Below are 15,607 nucleotides of genomic sequence, written 5' to 3' on the forward strand. Positions count from 1 at the left end.
TAGGGAGGGCACGACCTGGATGCTACGGCCAACTGCCGAGTCGGCCCAGGACTGCACCTCCGCCGAGACCGCACTGTAAGACTGAGGGTGTGCGCATCGATCTGCATACCCATTCGACGGCCTCCGACGGCACGGACAGCCCGGCCGAGCTGGTGCGTCGCGCCGCCGCGGCCGGCCTCGACGTCGTCGCGATCACCGACCACGACACGACCGCGGGCTGGGCCGAGGCCGAGGCGGCGCGTCCGCCGGGGCTGACGCTGGTACGCGGCATGGAGATGTCGTGCCAGGGGATGGGCGAGGACGGCAGGCCCGTCCCGGTGCACCTGCTGGCGTACCTGTTCGACCCCACCGACGCCGGTTTCGCCGAGGAACGCGAGCGGCTGCGCGCCGAACGGGTGGCCAGGGTGCGCGCGATGGCCGACAAGATGGTGGCCGACGGCCTGCCCATCGATCCCGACGCGGTGCTGGCCGGCGCCGGTCCCGCGGCGGGCCGCCCGCATCTGGCGCGGGCGCTGGTCGCGGCGGGCGTGGTCGACAGCGTCGACGCCGCGTTCCTGGAACTGCTCGCCCCGCACGGTCCGTACTACGCGGAGAAGGCCGACACCCCGCTGACCAGGGCGGTCCAGCTGATCGCCGCCGCTGGTGGCGTCAGCGTGGTGGCCCATGTGCGCGCACGCAAGCGCGGCAGGCTGCTCGCGCTCGACGAGATCAGGGAGCTGGCGGCGCTCGGGCTGGGTGGGCTCGAGATCGATCACCCGGACCATTCCGACGCCGATCGCGCGGTGCTGACCGATCTTTCGGCCGAGCTCGGCCTGCTGCGGACCGGCTCGTCGGACTATCACGGCAGCAACAAGACCATCGAGATCGGCGCCTGCCGGACCGATCCCGAACAGTTCGAGGCGCTGATCGGCAAGGCGAGCGGGGTGCCGGTGATCGCCCCGTGACGCTGCTGCGCGGGCTCAGCGGCATCGTCGCGGGCGGGGTGGTCGTGCTGCTCTGCGTCGTGGCGGGCGCCGCGGTGATCGGTTCGCGCAGGGACTTTCCCGGGCCCGGTGCCGAATCGCTGACCTGGCATGTGCTGGCCGCGATCGTCGTCGTCGGCGCGCAGGTCTTCGCCGACCGGCGGCGCGGGCCCGCGGCGTTCACGGGGTCGGCGGTAGTCCTGGTCACGACCGGTGTATTGCTTTGGACACAATGGTGGGGCTGACGGCCGCGTAATGGTTGCGCCCGGGTGAACTGTGCCCGAATATTTCTCTTTGTGAGCAACATCGAGACGGATGTTCTGATCCTCGGCGGCGGGCCCGCCGGGCTCTGGGCCGCCGTCTCGGCCGCAGGCTCCGGCGCCAGGGTCGTCCTGGTGGACAAGAGTCGTTGCGGTTCCAGCGGTCCAGCGGTCTACGGCACCACCACCCTGTGGGATATCGCGCCTGGTCAGGCCAGGTCGAACGCGGTCGATCGGGCACTCGCGCGCGGTGGCGGTCTCGGTGACGCCACCTGGCTGCACCGGGTGATCGAGGAGACCCATCGGCGGCTGCAGGTCTGGTCCGGCACCCGGCACCGGGTACCCGACACCGCGGGCGGCGATCCGGTGGTGCACCTGGACGGCGCGAGCTATCTGCGCAGGCTGCGCCGTGGCGCCCTGGAAGCCGGCGTCCGCATTCTCGATCATCATCCGGCGCTGCATCTGCTCGTCGACCCGGCGGGCACCGTGGTCGGCGCCGCAGGCGTCCAGCACCACAACAAGTTCCGGCCGTGGACTGTCCGCGCGGGCGCGGTGGTGCTCGCGACCGGTGGTTGCGCGTTCCTGTCCGGCGGTGCGGGTACCGACGTGAACACCGGCGAGGGCCTGCTGATGGCGGCCGAGGCCGGGGCCGAGCTGTCCGGCATGGAGTTCTCCGGTGCGTACGGACTGGCGCCGGTGCTGTCCCGGGTGCACCCGAATCCGGCTGTCGCCCCCGGACTCTCGGTGCACTTCGCCGTGCTCTACGACGAGTCGGGCGTCGAACTCCCGGGCGCGTACCACCCGGCGGCGCTGGGCGCGCTCGCCGACGGCAGACGGGTCTACGCCGCGCTGCACGAGGTGCCCGACACGGTCCGGCACTGGCTCGGCAGGCACGGGGCGATCGACGCCGCGGGCCGGGTGCCCGTGCGCGCGGTGCTGGAGGGAACGGTCCTCGGGGCAGGCGGCTTGGCGTTGTCGGGATCGGACTGCATGACGACGGTCCGCGGCCTCTTCGCCGCGGGCGCCGTCGCGGGCCGGGAAATCGTCGCGGGTGCCGCGGGTGTGACCGGCGGCCTGCGCGGTGCGTGGGTGCTGGCCTCCGGAACCTGGGCCGGTGCGGGCGCGGCCGCCTTCGCGATGGTCACCGAGCGCGCGACCAGCGCGCGCCCGGTGCCGGGGGCGGGACTCGGTCCGCACGCCCACATCGATCCGCGCTCGGTGATCGGCCTGGTGCAGGAGCACACGCTGCCGCTGCGGCGCAGTTACCGTCGCAGTGCGGGCAGTCTGCGCGACAGCATCGCCGAGCTGGATACGATGTGGCCGGGCGCGCAGTTCGAACTGGGCGGCATCGGCGCCGGGCAGCTGCGGGCCAGACAGGCGGCGGCCCTGCTCGCTGTCGCGCGGTGGGCGGGCTACAGCGCGCTCGTTCGCACCGAGAGCCGCGGCATCCACCGGCGCATCGACCACCCGGACGCGGTCGCGCACTGGCGGGTCAGACAGCGCTGTGGCGGGCTCGACGACGTGTGGGTCCGCCGGGCCGATTCGCCCGATCCGTGGGACGGCGAGCTCACCGCGAGCCGACCCGCCGCGGTGTGATTGTTCACCGGATGTTCCCCGCCAGCTGCGAGTTTTCTCTAACGCCATGGCAATTCGGCGCGGATACCCTCGACACATGACGCTCGGCCGGATGACACACGGGACCGGTTTGGCAACTGGTCGGCCCGGCTGGCAGAATGTTGCGGATTCCCTTCCCTTGCCACCGCCGGGTTCGGGGAACATGGTGACCCTTCGCCTCGCGACGCACCGTCGCGGCCGGGGGTCGACCCGTTTGTCTGCCCGGACCACCCGTCCGGCTCCGCTCGGCGGATCAGTGCCGCGCCGCGCAACCGGCTTTTCCGGTATTCGCCCTGGCTGCGCACCCTATGAGCGTTATGCAAAACCGTAATCCCGATATACCCGGCGGTAACCGTCCCCCGGTTGAGTCCGACTCGAGCAGGAGTGAAATCGTGTCACCTGTGACTGACGCACCGAATGCCACCGCGGCGCCCCAGGCCGATGACGCAGCGAGTCTTGCTGCCATCACCCACGACGAGATCTTCGCGGGTCACCTCGGCGGCAAGCTGTCGGTCGAGCTCAGTGCCCCGCTCGAGACCCAGCGTGATCTGTCCATCGCCTACACCCCCGGTGTGGCGCAGGTCAGCCGTGCGATCGCGGAGGACCCCGCGCTCACCAAGACCTACACCTGGACCGACCGCCTCGTGGTCGTGGTCAGCGACGGCACCGCCGTGCTCGGCCTCGGCGACATCGGCCCGCGCGCCTCGCTGCCCGTGATGGAGGGCAAGGCCGCGCTGTTCAAGAAGTTCGCGGGCCTGAACTCGATCCCGCTGGTGCTCGACACCACCGATCCCGACGAGATCGTCCAGACGCTGATCCACCTGCGCCCGAGCTTCGGCGCGGTCAACCTGGAGGACATCTCGGCGCCGCGCTGCTTCGAGATCGAGCAGCGTGTCATCGAGGCGCTGGACTGCCCCGTCATGCACGACGACCAGCACGGCACCGCCATCGTGGTGCTGGCCGCCCTCAAGGGCGCGGCCGCGCAGCAGGGCCGCGACATGTCGGCGCTGAAGGTCGTGGTGTCCGGTGCCGGTGCGGCCGGTGTGGCCTGCGCCAACATCCTGCTCGCCGCGGGCGTCCCCGATGTGGTCGTGCTCGACTCCAAGGGCATCGTCAGCGCCGGTCGGGACGGCCTCAACGGCGTGAAGGCCGAGCTGGCCGCCCGCAGCAACCCGCGTGGCCTGACCGGTGGCGCCGCCGAGGCCCTCGCCGGTGCCGACGTGTTCCTCGGCCTGTCCGCGGGCACCATCCCCGAGGAGCTCATCGCCTCGATGGCGCCGGAGTCGATCGTGTTCGCCATGTCGAACCCGGACCCGGAGATCCACCCCGACGTGGCCGCCAAGTACGCCGCGATCGTGGCGACCGGCCGCAGCGACTTCCCGAACCAGATCAACAACGTGCTGGCCTTCCCCGGCGTGTTCAAGGGTGCGCTGGACGCGGGCGCGCGCCGGATCACCGAGGGCATGAAGGTCGCCGCGGCCGACGCCATCTTCGGTGTCGTCGCCGACGAGCTGTCCGTCGACCGGATCATCCCCAGCCCGCTGGACCCGCGCGTGGCTCCGGCCGTCGCCGAGGCCGTGGCCGAGGCTGCCCGTCGCGAGGGTGTCGCCTAGTTCCGCAGTGGTCAACCGAGAGCGCCCCGTTCCCCGGAACGGGGCGCTCTCGCGTTGTCTGGGATCATCGGGTGATGACCACGATCACCGTGCAGCTCCCCGACGAGGTGCACGCACAGCTCGCCGAGGCCGCCGATTCCGATGGACTGTCGATGAACGCGGCCGTCGTGACGGCTGTTCAGGAGTGGATCCAGTCGCGGGCCCAGCGGATGCAGGAGCGCGCCCGGATGCAGCAGGTGCTGGCGGCCGATCCGCACTTGCGCGCACTGCTCGGCGACGACTGAACTACTCGGTGAGCAGTGACGCGTCGGTGCCGACGACTGTCCCTCGCGCGAGTCGTCCGCTGCCCGGCGCGCTGACCCAGACCGCCGCCGCCAGAATCGCGTCCAGCACCAGCGCGAGCACCGCCACCAACAGCGCCCCGACCAGGACCAGGTCGTAGCGATAGAGACCGATCCCGTCGAAGATGTAGCGGCCGAGCCCACCGAGGTTGACGTAGGCGGCGATGGTCGCGGTGGCGACCACCTGCAGCGTGGCGCTGCGCAACCCGCCCAGCATCACCGGCAGCGCGTTGGGGATCTCGACCCGGAACAGGATCTGCCGCTCGGTCATCCCCATCGCACGCGAGGCGTCGACCACATCGGCCTGCACATTCGCGATGCCCGCGTAGGCGCCCGCCAGCAGCGGCGGAATGCCGACGGTGATCAGGGCGAGCAGCGGCGGGATCAGCCCGAGCCCGAGCAGCAGCACCAGGAAGGTGAGCAAGCCCAGCGTCGGCAGCGCCCGCATGGCATTGGCGAAACCGACCAACGCGGCGCTACCCCGCCTGGTGTGCCCGATCACCAGGCCCAGCGGCACCGCGATCACCGCCGACAGCGCGACGGCCAGGAAGCTGTACCAGAGATGTTGCAGCAGTCGGGTTTCGATCCCGGCCGGGCCGCCCCAGTTCGCGCCGTCGCTCAGGTACTGCCAGGCGTCGACGAACAGATTCATGCCGGGTCCTCTCGGCGGGCCGTGGTCGGGCGCGGCGCGCTCATCCCGCCGCTGCCCGCGGTGTTCGCTGCCTGCGAGCGTCGGCGCGGGTCCACGGGGTGGCGATCCGGCCGAGCAGGAACACCAGCCGGTCGAAGATCAGCGCCAGCGCCAGCGTGACGATGATGCCCGCGACGATCTGGTCCGGGTAGTCGCGCTGATAGCCCTGGGTGAACAGCTTGCCGAGCCCGCCGACGCCGATCAGCGCGCCGACCGACACCATCGCGATATTGGTGACCACCACGACCCGCAGCGTCGAGACGAACACCGGCAGCGCCAGCGGCATGTCGACGGTGGGCGTGCGGCGCAGCCTGCCGAATCCGATCGCATCGGCCGCGTCGACCACACCGACGGGCACGGTATCCAGCGCGGTCGGCACCGCGATCAGCAGCAGTGCCGTCGAATACACGGTGAGCGCGATGATGACATTCAGGGGATCGATAGCGGAGATGCCGACCAGCGGCGGGATGATCACGAACAGCGCCAGCGACGGAATGGTGTAGGCCAGGCTCGACGCCGTCGTGGTGATCTTCCTGGCCAAGCCGCGGCCGCGGATCACCGCGCCGAACGGGATGGCGATCACCAGGCCGAGCAGCAGCGGCACCAGCGCGAGCACCAGATGCGTGCGGGTGATCGCCATGATCTCGGCGAAATTGTCGATCAGGTATCGCACGCGACGTCCTGGTCGAAGAACTCCCGGTTGCGTTGCGCGTCCTCGATGCCGCGCTGCTCGGCGAGCTGGGTGAGCACGTCGACGGCCAGCAATCCGCCGCGCACGGCACCCGCGTCGTCCACGGCGACCCCGATGCCCGACGGCGAGGAGATCGCCGCGTCCAGCGCCTGCCGCAGATCACCGTCCGGCGTGAACAGCGAACCGCCCGCGGACACGCTCGCTGCCAGGGACTTTCCGGCGCGAACCGCCTCGACGCCGGTGACATCCACCCAGCCGCCCGGCTTGCCGTCGGCGTCGACCACCAGAGCCCATTCGCCCTGTTCCAGCCGCAATCCGGCGACCGCTCCTGCCTCGACGGTCCGGATCGGCGCCAACGCAACGGCATCGGCGGTCCGGAACGACAGCGCGCGGTAGCCGCGATCCCGGCCGACGAACCCCGCGACGAAATCGGTGGCCGGCTGGGCGAGGACCCGTTCGGGCGCGTCGAACTGCTGCAACACCCCACCGCGCCCGAACACCGCGATCTTGTCGCCGAGGGTGATCGCCTCGTCGATGTCGTGGGTGACGAACACGATCGTCTTGTGCAGTTCGGCCTGCAGCCGCTGCATCTCGGACTGCAACTCCGCCCGCACCACCGGGTCCACCGCACTGAACGGCTCGTCCATCAGCAGCACCGGTGGGTCGGCGGCCAGCGCCCGCGCCACCCCGACGCGCTGCTGCTGACCACCCGAGAGCTGCGCCGGATACCGGTCGGCCAGACCGCGATCGAGACCGACCCGGTCGAGCACCTCCAGCGCGGCGGCGCGCGCGGACTTGCGGGACGCGCCGAGCAGCATCGGCACCGTGGCCACATTGTCGATCACCTTGCGGTTGGGCAGCAGCCCGCCGCTCTGGATCACATAGCCGATGCCGAGGCGCAGCTTCACCGGGTCGACCGTCGCGATGTCACGGCCGTCGATCGTGACGGCGCCCGCGCTGGGATTCACCATCCGGTTGATCATCCGCATCGAGGTGGTCTTGCCGCAGCCGGACGGGCCGACGAACACGGTGAACGATCCCGATTCGATCCGCAGATTCAGCTCGCGTACCGCCCGGGTTCCGTCCGGGTAGGTCTTCTCGATATCGCGGAATTCGATGTCGGACAAGGGTTCTCCTAGCGAACGCCGACGTGCCTAGCCGATGGGGGCGTTGAGCCCCTGCGCGGTGATCCAGGCGAGCGCGGCGGCTTTCGGCTCGATCTTGCTGTCACCCGAGACGGCCGTGTTCAGCGAGATCAGCTCGGTGGTGGTGAGTTTGGCCGACACCGCGTCGAGCACCGCCACCGCTTTGTCGGTCTTCTTCGCGGCATTGAACAGCGGCACCACATTCTGGGCCGCGAAATTGTGCTTGGGATCGGCGAGGACGACGAGGTTGTTCTGCGCGATCGCGGGGGAGGTGGTGAAGATATCGGCCGCGGTGACCTGGCCTTCGACGAGTGCGCGCACCGTCGCGGGCCCGCCGCCGTCGGCGATCGGCACGAAATCGGCCTCGCCGATCTCGAGTCCGTAGATCTTCTTCAGACCCGGCAGACCGCCGGGCCGCTGCGCGAATTCCGCGGGCGCGCCGAATGTCACGTCGGCCGAATGCGGGGCCAGATCGGCGATGCTGCGCAGGTTCCACCGGTCCGCGGTCGCGCGGGTGACGACCACCGCGTCGGAATCCTGGCCGGGGGCGGGCGTCGCGATGGCCAGGTCGCTGCCGAGGGCGGCGGTCAGCGCCGCGTTCACCTCGGGCTCCGCGGTGGCGGTGGCGTCGGAGTCCAGGTACTGCAGCAGGTTTCCGGTGTACTCCGGAATGAGCGAGATCGCGCACTGGCGTAATGCTGGGATATAGGCCTCGCGACTGCCGATGTTGAACTTCGTGTCGACCTTGAAACCGTTGATCCGCAGGACCTCGGTGTAGATGTTGGCCACGGTCTCGGACTCCGGGAAATTGGCCGAGCCGATGATCAGCGCGTCACTGGCGCAATCGCCCTTGGCGGCCAGCGGATCGGAGTTGCCGCACGCGGAGATGATCATGGCGGCGGCCAGCGCGACAGCGGCTGCCAGCACCCGGCCCGCCCGTGCCGCGAGGCGGCGCGCCGGGCGACGTTGTCCCTGCGAAGAGGAGGTGAACGCGGTTTTCACTGGTGTCCTTCCGGCAAAGGCGGGCAGTGCGCTGTGCATGCGACCCGGGGGTCGCAGGTACATTCTGGTTGGTAATACTGCCCGCGTCGCGCCGAATTGCGTGGGTTGACCGCAAATACAGGAAGTTGGTGTCGCGGGATGGTGGCGGGATCGGTGCGCCGGACAGTCGCTGCGCTACTGGTCACTACCTGGTCTTTCGCCGCGGTTTCCTGTGCGGCCGAGCAGGCTCGGACGGTGGTCGCGGTTGGCGCGGATTCCTCGACCGAATCAGTTGTGCTCGCCGAGATCTATTCGCAGGCGCTGGCGCGGACCGGTACCGATACCATTGTCGTCCGCGATTCGGCGTCCCCGACGGCTGATCTCGACGCGGGCCGGATCGCGGTGCTGCCCGACCGCAACGGCGGACTGCTCGACCGCTGGAACCCGTCCGCGCAGGCGCGCACACCCGAGGCCGTGGTGGCCGCCGTCAATGCCTCGCTCCCACAGGGTCTGTCGGTCACCGACGCCGCCGACGGGACCGACCTGCGCGCCCGGCTGCTGGTCACCGAGGAGTTCGCGAGCCGCGACGGCGTGCGCGCGGTCGCCGCGCTCGTCCCGCGCTGCGGCGAACTCGCCGCCGGTTACGCCGAGCTCCCCGGACTCGCCGGGGGCGCGCCGTCACCTGGCATGATCTCCGGCTGCGCCTTCGCCACGACTACGCGCTACCCCGATCCGCAGGCGCTGCGAAAAGCATTGCAGGACGGGGAGATCCAGGTGGGAATCGTCAACGGACCACCGGCCGGCGCGGACTCGGCGGGCCTCGTAGTCCTCGACGACCCGAAATTCGCCCTGCGTGCCCAGAACCTGCTCGCCGTCTACCGCTCCGGCATCTTCGACCGCGCTCAGCTGAAGAAACTCAACTACGTCGCCGGCGAACTCACCACCGAGGGCCTGGTCGACCTCGTGCGCCAGGTCGACGCGGGCACCGACCCCGCCGCCGCCGCCCGTACCTGGCTCGACGCCCACGGACTCTAGCGGGTCGAGCTCAACACCCACGGTCTGTCGGATCCGGTAGCCGGGCGCACTCAGCGCGTCGGCCTGCAACACTCTTGCCAGCCTCTGTTCCGCTCCGTATATTCCTACTGGAATATTTGGTGTGGAACAGATCCCGCGCGGGGGCGTGGGAGTGGAGGTGAGCGTTGTGGGGCAGCCGGGGCGCAATGCGATGACGCCGTTGGCGATCGCGGTGCTCGCGCTACTCGACGAGCGACCCATGCATCCGTACGAGATGTATCAGCTGCTGATCGCGCGGCGGGAAGACCTGCTGGTCAAGGTGCGGCCGGGGTCGTTGTATCACGCGGTGGCGCGGCTGGTGGCGGATGAGATGGTGCTGGCCGAAGGGACCGAGCGGGAGGGGAATCGGCCCGAGCGCACCATGTACCGGATCACCGATGCCGGGCGTGAGGCGCTGCGGGGGCGGATCGCCGAATTGCTGCGCACGCCGGTGCCGGAGTACCCGATCTTCCGGGTGGCGCTGGCCGAGGCGCACAACCTCCCGCGGGAACGGGTCGTCGCGTTGCTCGGTGAGCGTGTCGAACAGCAGGGCCAGGCGCTGGCCGATCTCGACGCGATGATCGAGTGGGCGCGGGTCAACGCGGTGCCGCGCCGGTACCGCGTCGTCCTGGAATACATGCGCGCGACGACCAAGGCCGATCTCGACTGGATCCAGCAGTTCACCGCCGAACTCGACAGCGGCGCCGTCGAGTGGGAGCAGTTCGATCCGGTCACCGGCGAACGGCTCACCCTCGACCCGGCCCGTAGCTGACCTCTTCCGATAGGAACGAATTCGATGACCACCCAACGTAATCCGTGGCTGGCGCTGTTCGCGCTGGTGGTCGGGTTCTTCATGATCCTGCTCGACATGACGATCGTGGCGGTCGCCAACCCGGCGATCATGGAAGAGCTCGACAGCGACATCTCCAATGTCATCTGGGTGACCAGCGCCTACCTGCTCACCTACGCGGTGCCGCTGCTGGTCACCGGCCGCCTCGGCGACAAGTACGGCCCCAAGAACATCTATCTGATCGGCCTGGCGATCTTCACCGGCGCCTCGCTGTGGTGCGGGTTGTCCGGCAGCATCGGCATGCTGATCGCCGCCAGGGCCGCCCAGGGCATCGGCGCCGCGCTGATGACACCGCAGACGATGGCCGTCATCACCCGCACCTTCGCGCCGGACAAGCGTGGCGCCGCGATGGGCCTGTGGGGTGGTGTCGCCGGCCTCGCCACGCTGGTCGGCCCGATCCTGGGCGGTGTGCTGGTCGACAACCTCGGCTGGGAGTGGATCTTCTTCGTCAACGTGCCGGTCGGCATCATCGCGTTCGGCCTGGCCGTGTGGCTGGTGCCCGCGCTGCCGACCAACGACCACAAGTTCGACTTCGTCGGTGTCGCACTCAGCGGTATCGGCATGTCGGCGCTGGTCTTCGGCATCCAGGAAGGCAATGCGAACGACTGGTCGCCGCGGATCTGGCTGCTGATCGCGTTCGGCGCGCTCATGCTGGTGGCGTTCGTGGTCAACCAGGCCCGGAACCGGGGCGAGCCGCTGGTGCCGATGAGCCTGTTCCGCGACCGCAACTTCTCGCTGTCGAACACGGCGATCGCCGCGATGGGCGCCGCGGTCACCTCGATGATGGTGCCCTCGTACTTCTACCTGCAGGCGGTGCGGGAGATGTCGCCGACGGTCTCGGCGCTGGTCTTCGCGCCGATGGCGATCGTCACCGGCGTCACCGCGCCGTTCGTCGGCAAGTTCTCGGACCGGCTGCCGCCGCGGCTGGTGCCGACCATCGGCTTCACGCTGTTCGCCGGCTCGGTGTTCGCCTTCGCCGTGTTGATGACACCGGATTCGCCGATCATCCTGTTCCTGATCGCGGCCGGAATCGCGGGCTTCGCCAACGCGTGCATCTGGGCGCCGCTGGCCTCGACCGCCACGCACAACCTGCCGGTCGCCCAGGCCGGTGCGGGCGCCGGTGTCTACAACACCACCCGCCAAGTGGGCTCGGTACTCGGCAGCGCCGCGATCAGCGCGTTGATCGCCGCCCGCCTGACCGCCAACGGCCTCGACGGTGGCGGCCCCGTCGGTGAGGGTGCGGCCACCGGCCCGCTCCCACCCCAGATCCTCGACGAGTTCAGCACCTCGCTGGCCCAGTCGATGCTGCTCCCCGCCGCCATCCTGCTCATCGGCGTCATCGCCTCGGCCCTGTTCGTCGGCCACGGCAAATCCGGCGCAGGCCGGTCACCCGAACCGGCGAAAGCCGACGCGAGCGCCTGACAGCACCTCCCGTCCCCGCTCCGCAAGCCGGGGTCAGGCGACCTGGATGGTCAGGGTGGGGTAGCCGGTGGCGCCGTCGGGGATGACGTCCTGCTGGAGCGCTGTCTGTGGGGTGCCGGTGCTGTCGGTGGTGCGGGCGCGGATGGTGTGCTGGCCGGGGGTGGCGTCCCAGTCGTAGACCCACTGGCGCCAGGTGTCGATGGAGACCTCGGTGGACAGGCGGGCGGGTTGCCAGTCGCCGTTGTCGATCTGGACTTCGACGGCGGTGACGCCGCGGTGCTGGGCCCACGCGACACCGGCGATCGTGGTGCGGCCCTGGGGAATTCGGCCGCGGCCGCGTGGGGTGTCGATGCGGGTGCCGGTTTTGATCGGGCCCTGCGCCGACCAGCCGCGGCGGGTCCAGTAGGCGGTGGCCTTGTCGAAGCGGGTGACCTCGAGTTCGGTGACCCATTTCGTGGCCGAGACATAGCCGTACAGGCCGGGCACCACCAGCCGTGCCGGATAGCCGTGCTGGAGTGGAAGCGGTTCGCCGTTCATGCCGATCGCCAGCAGCGCGTCGCGGCCGTCGGTGAGGGCCGCCAGTGGTGTGCCCGCGGTCCAGCCGTCTTTGCTGGTCGAGAGCACCATGTCGGCGTCGGGCAGGGGGCCCGCCTCGGCGAGCAGTTCGTCGAGCCGGTAGCCGAGCCAGCGGGCATTGCCGATCAGGTCGCCGTTGATCGGGTTGGACACGCAGGCCAGCGTCACCAGCTTTTCGACCGGCGTGCGGCGCGCGAGATCGTCCCAGCTGAGGGTGATTTCGCGGTCGACCATGCCGTGGATGCGCAGCGACCACGAGTCTGTGGACACCTGGGGAACGATCAGCGCGGTGTCGATCCGGTAGAACTCGCTGTTCGAGGTGAGATAGGGGGTCAGGCCGGGAACCCGCAGATCGGCGTCCGGCGGCAGGCCGGGCAGTGGGGTCGCGGGCCCCGGCAGTTCGACGGTCGCCCGCTCGGTCGACACATCGGTGCGCGCCCCGCCCAGCAGGCGCCCGGCCAGCCCGGCGCCGACGGCGAACACGCCGGCGGCCGCGATCCCGCCGAGCACCCGTCGCCGCCCCGTGCTCGCCTGGCCGGTTTCGTCCTCACCGGCATCGGACTGGTCGGCGTCGATCCGCCGGGTCAACCCGCGCAACGCGAGAATCCCCGCGGCGGTACCGATCAGCGCGGGCAGCGCCCCACTGAATCCACCGACCCGGCCCGCCCCGACGACGGCCGCGAGCACCCCGAAGACGCCGAAGGTGATCGACCCGATCGGCCTGCTGACGCGCTCGAGCGCCCCGGCCAGACCAGCGATCACCACCGCCACCACGCCCATGCACACGAACAACACGGCCTTGTCGTTCGTCCCGAAGGTCTGGATCGCCCATTCCCGGATCCCGTCCGGCGTGTGATCGACGACGGTAGCCCCGAGCGCGTACGCGGGCGCACTGCTCGCACCGGTGAACACCGCCACCAGTTCGGCCACACCGAGGACCAGTGCGGCAGCCACGATCCCGGCCACCACCCGCAACAACGCCATGGGGCGAGCCTACTTCCGCCCGCGGTGACCGATTCGTGACGGCCGAACGCCTGCGGAAGGACAGCCCTGAAAACTACACTGCGTAGTAGAGCTGATCCCTGCGGCAGGAGAACCCATGCCCGAGACGATTTCCCCCGAGACCACCCTGTGCATCGCGACGGCCGTCTTCGCCGTCGCCCTGCTCGTCCACGGCGCCGACCACCTACGGCGCGGAATGGATGTCACGTCGGCGTTGGTGAACGCCCTCGGCTCCCTGCAACTGCTGTTCGCGCTGTTCACCGTGTTCCTGGTGTTCCGCAGGCACCCGGCAGCGCCGCGGGCCGCTGTCCTGATCGGTTTCGCGAGCGCGATCGGCTTCACCGTCGTCCACCTGCTGCCCGACTGGTTCGGCCCGCTGAGCGACAGCTTCATCGCCGCCCCGCCCGAGAATCGCGTCACCGGCTTCTCCTGGTTCGCGGCCCTGTTCGAGATCACCGCCGACCTCGCCATCGCCTTCGCTGGTCTGCGGGTCCTGCGCGAGCGCTCGACGGCCATTCCCGCCTGATCCGAGCCGGCGGGTCGCCCGTACTCCGGTGTCTGGGCGGTGACGGCGAAGTATGTTGCACGAGAAGATGATTCGTCGTTCTGGGTGAACCGTCGACCGGGAGGCGCGGATCACCGCGATCCGTCGGCGGCATCAAAATACCGGCGACCGGTCGGTTTCTTCTGTTCATTCTTTTCTCACCGCTGGTGACGAATCGCGGTGCCGGTATGGGGACCGGGCGGATCGGTGACTCGGGTCACCACCCGGCTCGCGGCCGTACCCGCGGTGAGGTTCGCGCCACGCGGCCGTCGGTTCCGGATCACCCGGAATTCACTCTCCTGCGGAACCTTCGCCGCGTATCCGGATCTCCCCGGGCGCTGAGCAGAGGAACCGAAACCGTGACGTCCCAACGTAATCCGTGGTGGGCGCTGGCCGCGCTGATCGTCGGCTATTTCATGATCCTGATGGACATGACCATCGCCGCGGTCGCCAACCCGGCCATCATGAGCGACCTGGACGCCGACGTCACCGAGGTCATCTGGGTCACCAGCGCCTATCTGCTCGGCTTCGCGGTCCCGCTGCTCGCCGCAGGCCGGCTCGGCGACCGGGTCGGACCCAAGTACCTGTATCTCGCCGGCCTGACCGTGTTCACGCTGGCCTCGCTGTGGTGTGGCCTGTCCGGCACCGTCGACATGCTGATCGTGGCGCGCGGCGTCCAGGGCATCGGCGCCGCGCTGCTCGTCCCGCAGACGATGGCGGTGATCGCTCGCATCTTCCCGGCCGATCAGCGTGGTGCGGCGATGGGCGTCTGGGGCGGCGCGGCCGGGCTGGCGACCCTGGTCGGCCCGCTGCTCGGCGGAGTCCTGGTCGACAGCTTCGGCTGGCAGTGGATCTTCTTCCTGAACATCCCCGTCGGCATCCTCGCGCTGGCGCTCGGCGCCTGGCTGCTGCCCGTCCTGCCGACCGGCATGCACCGCTTCGACCTGGTCGGGGTGCTGTTCAGCGGCATCGGCCTGTTCCTGCTGGTGTACGGCATCCAGGAGGGCGAGCATCAGCACTGGTCCGCCCAGGTGTGGCTGCTCATCGGCGGCGGACTGGTGACGATGGTCGTGTTCGTCATCCACCAGGCGCAGGCCGACGGTGAGCCGCTGGTGCCGCTGAGTCTGTTCCGGGATCGCAATTTCGCGTTGTCGAGCCTGGCCGTCGCGGCGATGGGCGTCGGATTCAACGCGGCGATGGTGCCCGCCTACTTCTATTTCCAGGGGGTGCGCGGGCTCTCGCCGACCGCGGCGGCGCTGGTCCTCGCGCCGATGGCGCTGGGCACCGTGGTCTGCGCGCCGCCGGCAGGCCGCTTCGCCGCGCGGCTGCACCCGGCCGTCCTGCCCGGCGCCGGTTTCGCGCTGCTGGCGAGCGTCATCGGCGGACTGGCGCTGCTGGTGGCCGACCCGGATGCCCCGCTGGTGGTCTTCGCGGTGATCGCGGCCTTCGGCGGGGTGGCCAACGGCTGCATCTGGGCGCCGCTGCCCGCCATCGCCACCCGGAATCTGCCCGCGCATCAGTCCGGTGCCGGGTCCGGTGTCTACAGCACCACCCGCCAGCTGGGCGCGGTACTCGGCAGCGCGGCCATCGCCGCCCTGATCGCGGCGCGGCTGTCGGCGCACGGTTTCGACGGCGAGACCGAGGTGCACGGCGCGGTGACCGGCACCGTGCCGCCCGCGCTGCGGGCTGCGTTCAGTGCCGCGATGAGCGAGTCGATGTACCTGCCCGGTCTCGCCCTGCTGGCCGGGGTGATCGCCTCGATGCTGTTCGTGCGCAACCGCCCGGAGCTACTGCCCGCGCCGGCCACCGTGCTCGACCGGGATGCCGAACTCGTCTCGCTGTGATCCGGGAACGCGAAACGG

The 15,607-nt window shown here is 70.0% G+C and carries 15 protein-coding genes; 10 read left to right on the plus strand and 5 right to left on the minus strand.

What is annotated here, in order from left to right; genetic code table 11:
• The first annotated feature begins 89 nt into the window (after positions 1-89).
• The 5 genes from IEY60_RS10175 to IEY60_RS10195 all read left to right on the plus strand — a co-directional run bounded on the left by IEY60_RS10175 (position 90) and on the right by IEY60_RS10195 (position 4,733).
• Positions 90-944 carry a PHP domain-containing protein gene (locus IEY60_RS10175; protein ID WP_189026413.1) on the plus strand — a complete coding sequence of 285 codons (855 nt, stop codon included), beginning with the start codon at positions 90-92 and terminating at the stop codon, positions 942-944.
• Positions 941-1,207: a hypothetical protein gene (locus IEY60_RS10180; RefSeq protein WP_189026415.1), complete on the plus strand. Its 267-nt coding sequence runs from the start codon at positions 941-943 to the stop codon at positions 1,205-1,207. Before IEY60_RS10175 ends, IEY60_RS10180 begins: the two co-directional genes overlap by 4 nt.
• Before the next feature lie 51 nt (positions 1,208-1,258).
• Complete coding sequence (locus tag IEY60_RS10185) at positions 1,259-2,818, plus strand: FAD-dependent oxidoreductase (protein ID WP_189026417.1); 1,560 nt, start codon at positions 1,259-1,261, stop codon at positions 2,816-2,818.
• A gap of 410 nt (positions 2,819-3,228) precedes the next feature.
• Positions 3,229-4,449: an NAD(P)-dependent malic enzyme gene (locus IEY60_RS10190; protein ID WP_373291687.1), complete on the plus strand. Its 1,221-nt coding sequence runs from the start codon at positions 3,229-3,231 to the stop codon at positions 4,447-4,449.
• A 74-nt stretch (positions 4,450-4,523) separates the two neighbouring features.
• Positions 4,524-4,733, plus strand: coding sequence for a YlcI/YnfO family protein (locus IEY60_RS10195; protein ID WP_189026419.1), 210 nt, complete (start codon positions 4,524-4,526; stop codon positions 4,731-4,733).
• 1 nt (position 4,734) lies between these two features.
• Here IEY60_RS10195 and IEY60_RS10200 read toward each other — a convergent pair whose 3' ends face one another.
• The 4 genes from IEY60_RS10200 to IEY60_RS10215 are packed head-to-tail and all read right to left on the minus strand — an operon-like array spanning position 4,735 to position 8,211.
• Complete coding sequence (locus IEY60_RS10200) at positions 4,735-5,442, minus strand: ABC transporter permease (protein ID WP_189026421.1); 708 nt, start codon at positions 5,440-5,442, stop codon at positions 4,735-4,737.
• 40 nt (positions 5,443-5,482) lie between these two features.
• Positions 5,483-6,154: an ABC transporter permease gene (locus IEY60_RS10205; RefSeq protein WP_308426094.1), complete on the minus strand. Its 672-nt coding sequence runs from the start codon at positions 6,152-6,154 to the stop codon at positions 5,483-5,485.
• Positions 6,142-7,299 carry an ABC transporter ATP-binding protein gene (locus tag IEY60_RS10210; RefSeq protein WP_189026423.1) on the minus strand — a complete coding sequence of 386 codons (1,158 nt, stop codon included), beginning with the start codon at positions 7,297-7,299 and terminating at the stop codon, positions 6,142-6,144. Before IEY60_RS10210 ends, IEY60_RS10205 begins: the two co-directional genes overlap by 13 nt.
• Positions 7,300-7,326: 27 nt before the next feature.
• Complete coding sequence (locus IEY60_RS10215; RefSeq protein ID WP_229739763.1) at positions 7,327-8,211, minus strand: ABC transporter substrate-binding protein; 885 nt, start codon at positions 8,209-8,211, stop codon at positions 7,327-7,329.
• Positions 8,212-8,553: 342 nt separating this feature from the next.
• Here IEY60_RS10215 and IEY60_RS10220 point away from each other — a divergent pair, with 342 nt between their 5' ends.
• The 3 genes from IEY60_RS10220 to IEY60_RS10230 all read left to right on the plus strand — a co-directional run bounded on the left by IEY60_RS10220 (position 8,554) and on the right by IEY60_RS10230 (position 11,623).
• The gene (locus IEY60_RS10220) at positions 8,554-9,333 is read left to right on the plus strand and encodes a glycine betaine ABC transporter substrate-binding protein (RefSeq protein WP_229739684.1); all 780 of its coding nucleotides are present in this window, start codon (positions 8,554-8,556) and stop codon (positions 9,331-9,333) included.
• 157 nt (positions 9,334-9,490) lie between these two features.
• Positions 9,491-10,123 carry a PadR family transcriptional regulator gene (locus tag IEY60_RS10225; RefSeq protein WP_229739685.1) on the plus strand — a complete coding sequence of 211 codons (633 nt, stop codon included), beginning with the start codon at positions 9,491-9,493 and terminating at the stop codon, positions 10,121-10,123.
• Positions 10,124-10,147: 24 nt separating this feature from the next.
• Entirely contained in the window at positions 10,148-11,623 is a 1,476-nt protein-coding gene (locus IEY60_RS10230; protein WP_189026428.1) for a DHA2 family efflux MFS transporter permease subunit, read from the plus strand.
• Between the two features lie 33 nt (positions 11,624-11,656).
• Here IEY60_RS10230 and IEY60_RS10235 read toward each other — a convergent pair whose 3' ends face one another.
• Positions 11,657-13,183 (minus strand): molybdopterin-dependent oxidoreductase, encoded by a 1,527-nt coding sequence (locus IEY60_RS10235; RefSeq protein WP_189026430.1) that lies wholly within the window; start codon positions 13,181-13,183, stop codon positions 11,657-11,659.
• Between the two features lie 115 nt (positions 13,184-13,298).
• Between IEY60_RS10235 and IEY60_RS10240 the strand changes: the two genes are divergently transcribed.
• Both IEY60_RS10240 and IEY60_RS10245 read left to right on the plus strand, forming a co-directional pair.
• Positions 13,299-13,727 carry a hypothetical protein gene (locus tag IEY60_RS10240; RefSeq protein WP_189026432.1) on the plus strand — a complete coding sequence of 143 codons (429 nt, stop codon included), beginning with the start codon at positions 13,299-13,301 and terminating at the stop codon, positions 13,725-13,727.
• A 377-nt stretch (positions 13,728-14,104) separates the two neighbouring features.
• Positions 14,105-15,589, plus strand: a complete 1,485-nt coding sequence (locus IEY60_RS10245; RefSeq protein WP_189026434.1) for a DHA2 family efflux MFS transporter permease subunit — start codon at positions 14,105-14,107, stop codon at positions 15,587-15,589.
• The last annotated feature ends 18 nt before the right edge of the window (positions 15,590-15,607 follow it).

Source organism: Nocardia rhizosphaerihabitans (genome assembly GCF_014646295.1).
Classification (GTDB): Bacteria; Actinomycetota; Actinomycetes; order Mycobacteriales; family Mycobacteriaceae; genus Nocardia; species Nocardia rhizosphaerihabitans.

What these genes read in the sequence shown, in the direction of transcription:
- IEY60_RS10195 (WP_189026419.1), top strand. Translation starts at nt 4,524, where the DNA reads ATGACCACGATCACCGTGCAGCTCCCCGACGAGGTGCACGCACAGCTC.
- IEY60_RS10200 (WP_189026421.1), bottom strand. Translation starts at nt 5,442, where the DNA reads ATGAATCTGTTCGTCGACGCCTGGCAGTACCTGAGCGACGGCGCGAAC.
- IEY60_RS10215 (WP_229739763.1), bottom strand. Translation starts at nt 8,211, where the DNA reads ATGATCATCTCCGCGTGCGGCAACTCCGATCCGCTGGCCGCCAAGGGC.
- IEY60_RS10230 (WP_189026428.1), top strand. Translation starts at nt 10,148, where the DNA reads ATGACCACCCAACGTAATCCGTGGCTGGCGCTGTTCGCGCTGGTGGTC.
- IEY60_RS10235 (WP_189026430.1), bottom strand. Translation starts at nt 13,183, where the DNA reads ATGGCGTTGTTGCGGGTGGTGGCCGGGATCGTGGCTGCCGCACTGGTC.
- IEY60_RS10240 (WP_189026432.1), top strand. Translation starts at nt 13,299, where the DNA reads ATGCCCGAGACGATTTCCCCCGAGACCACCCTGTGCATCGCGACGGCC.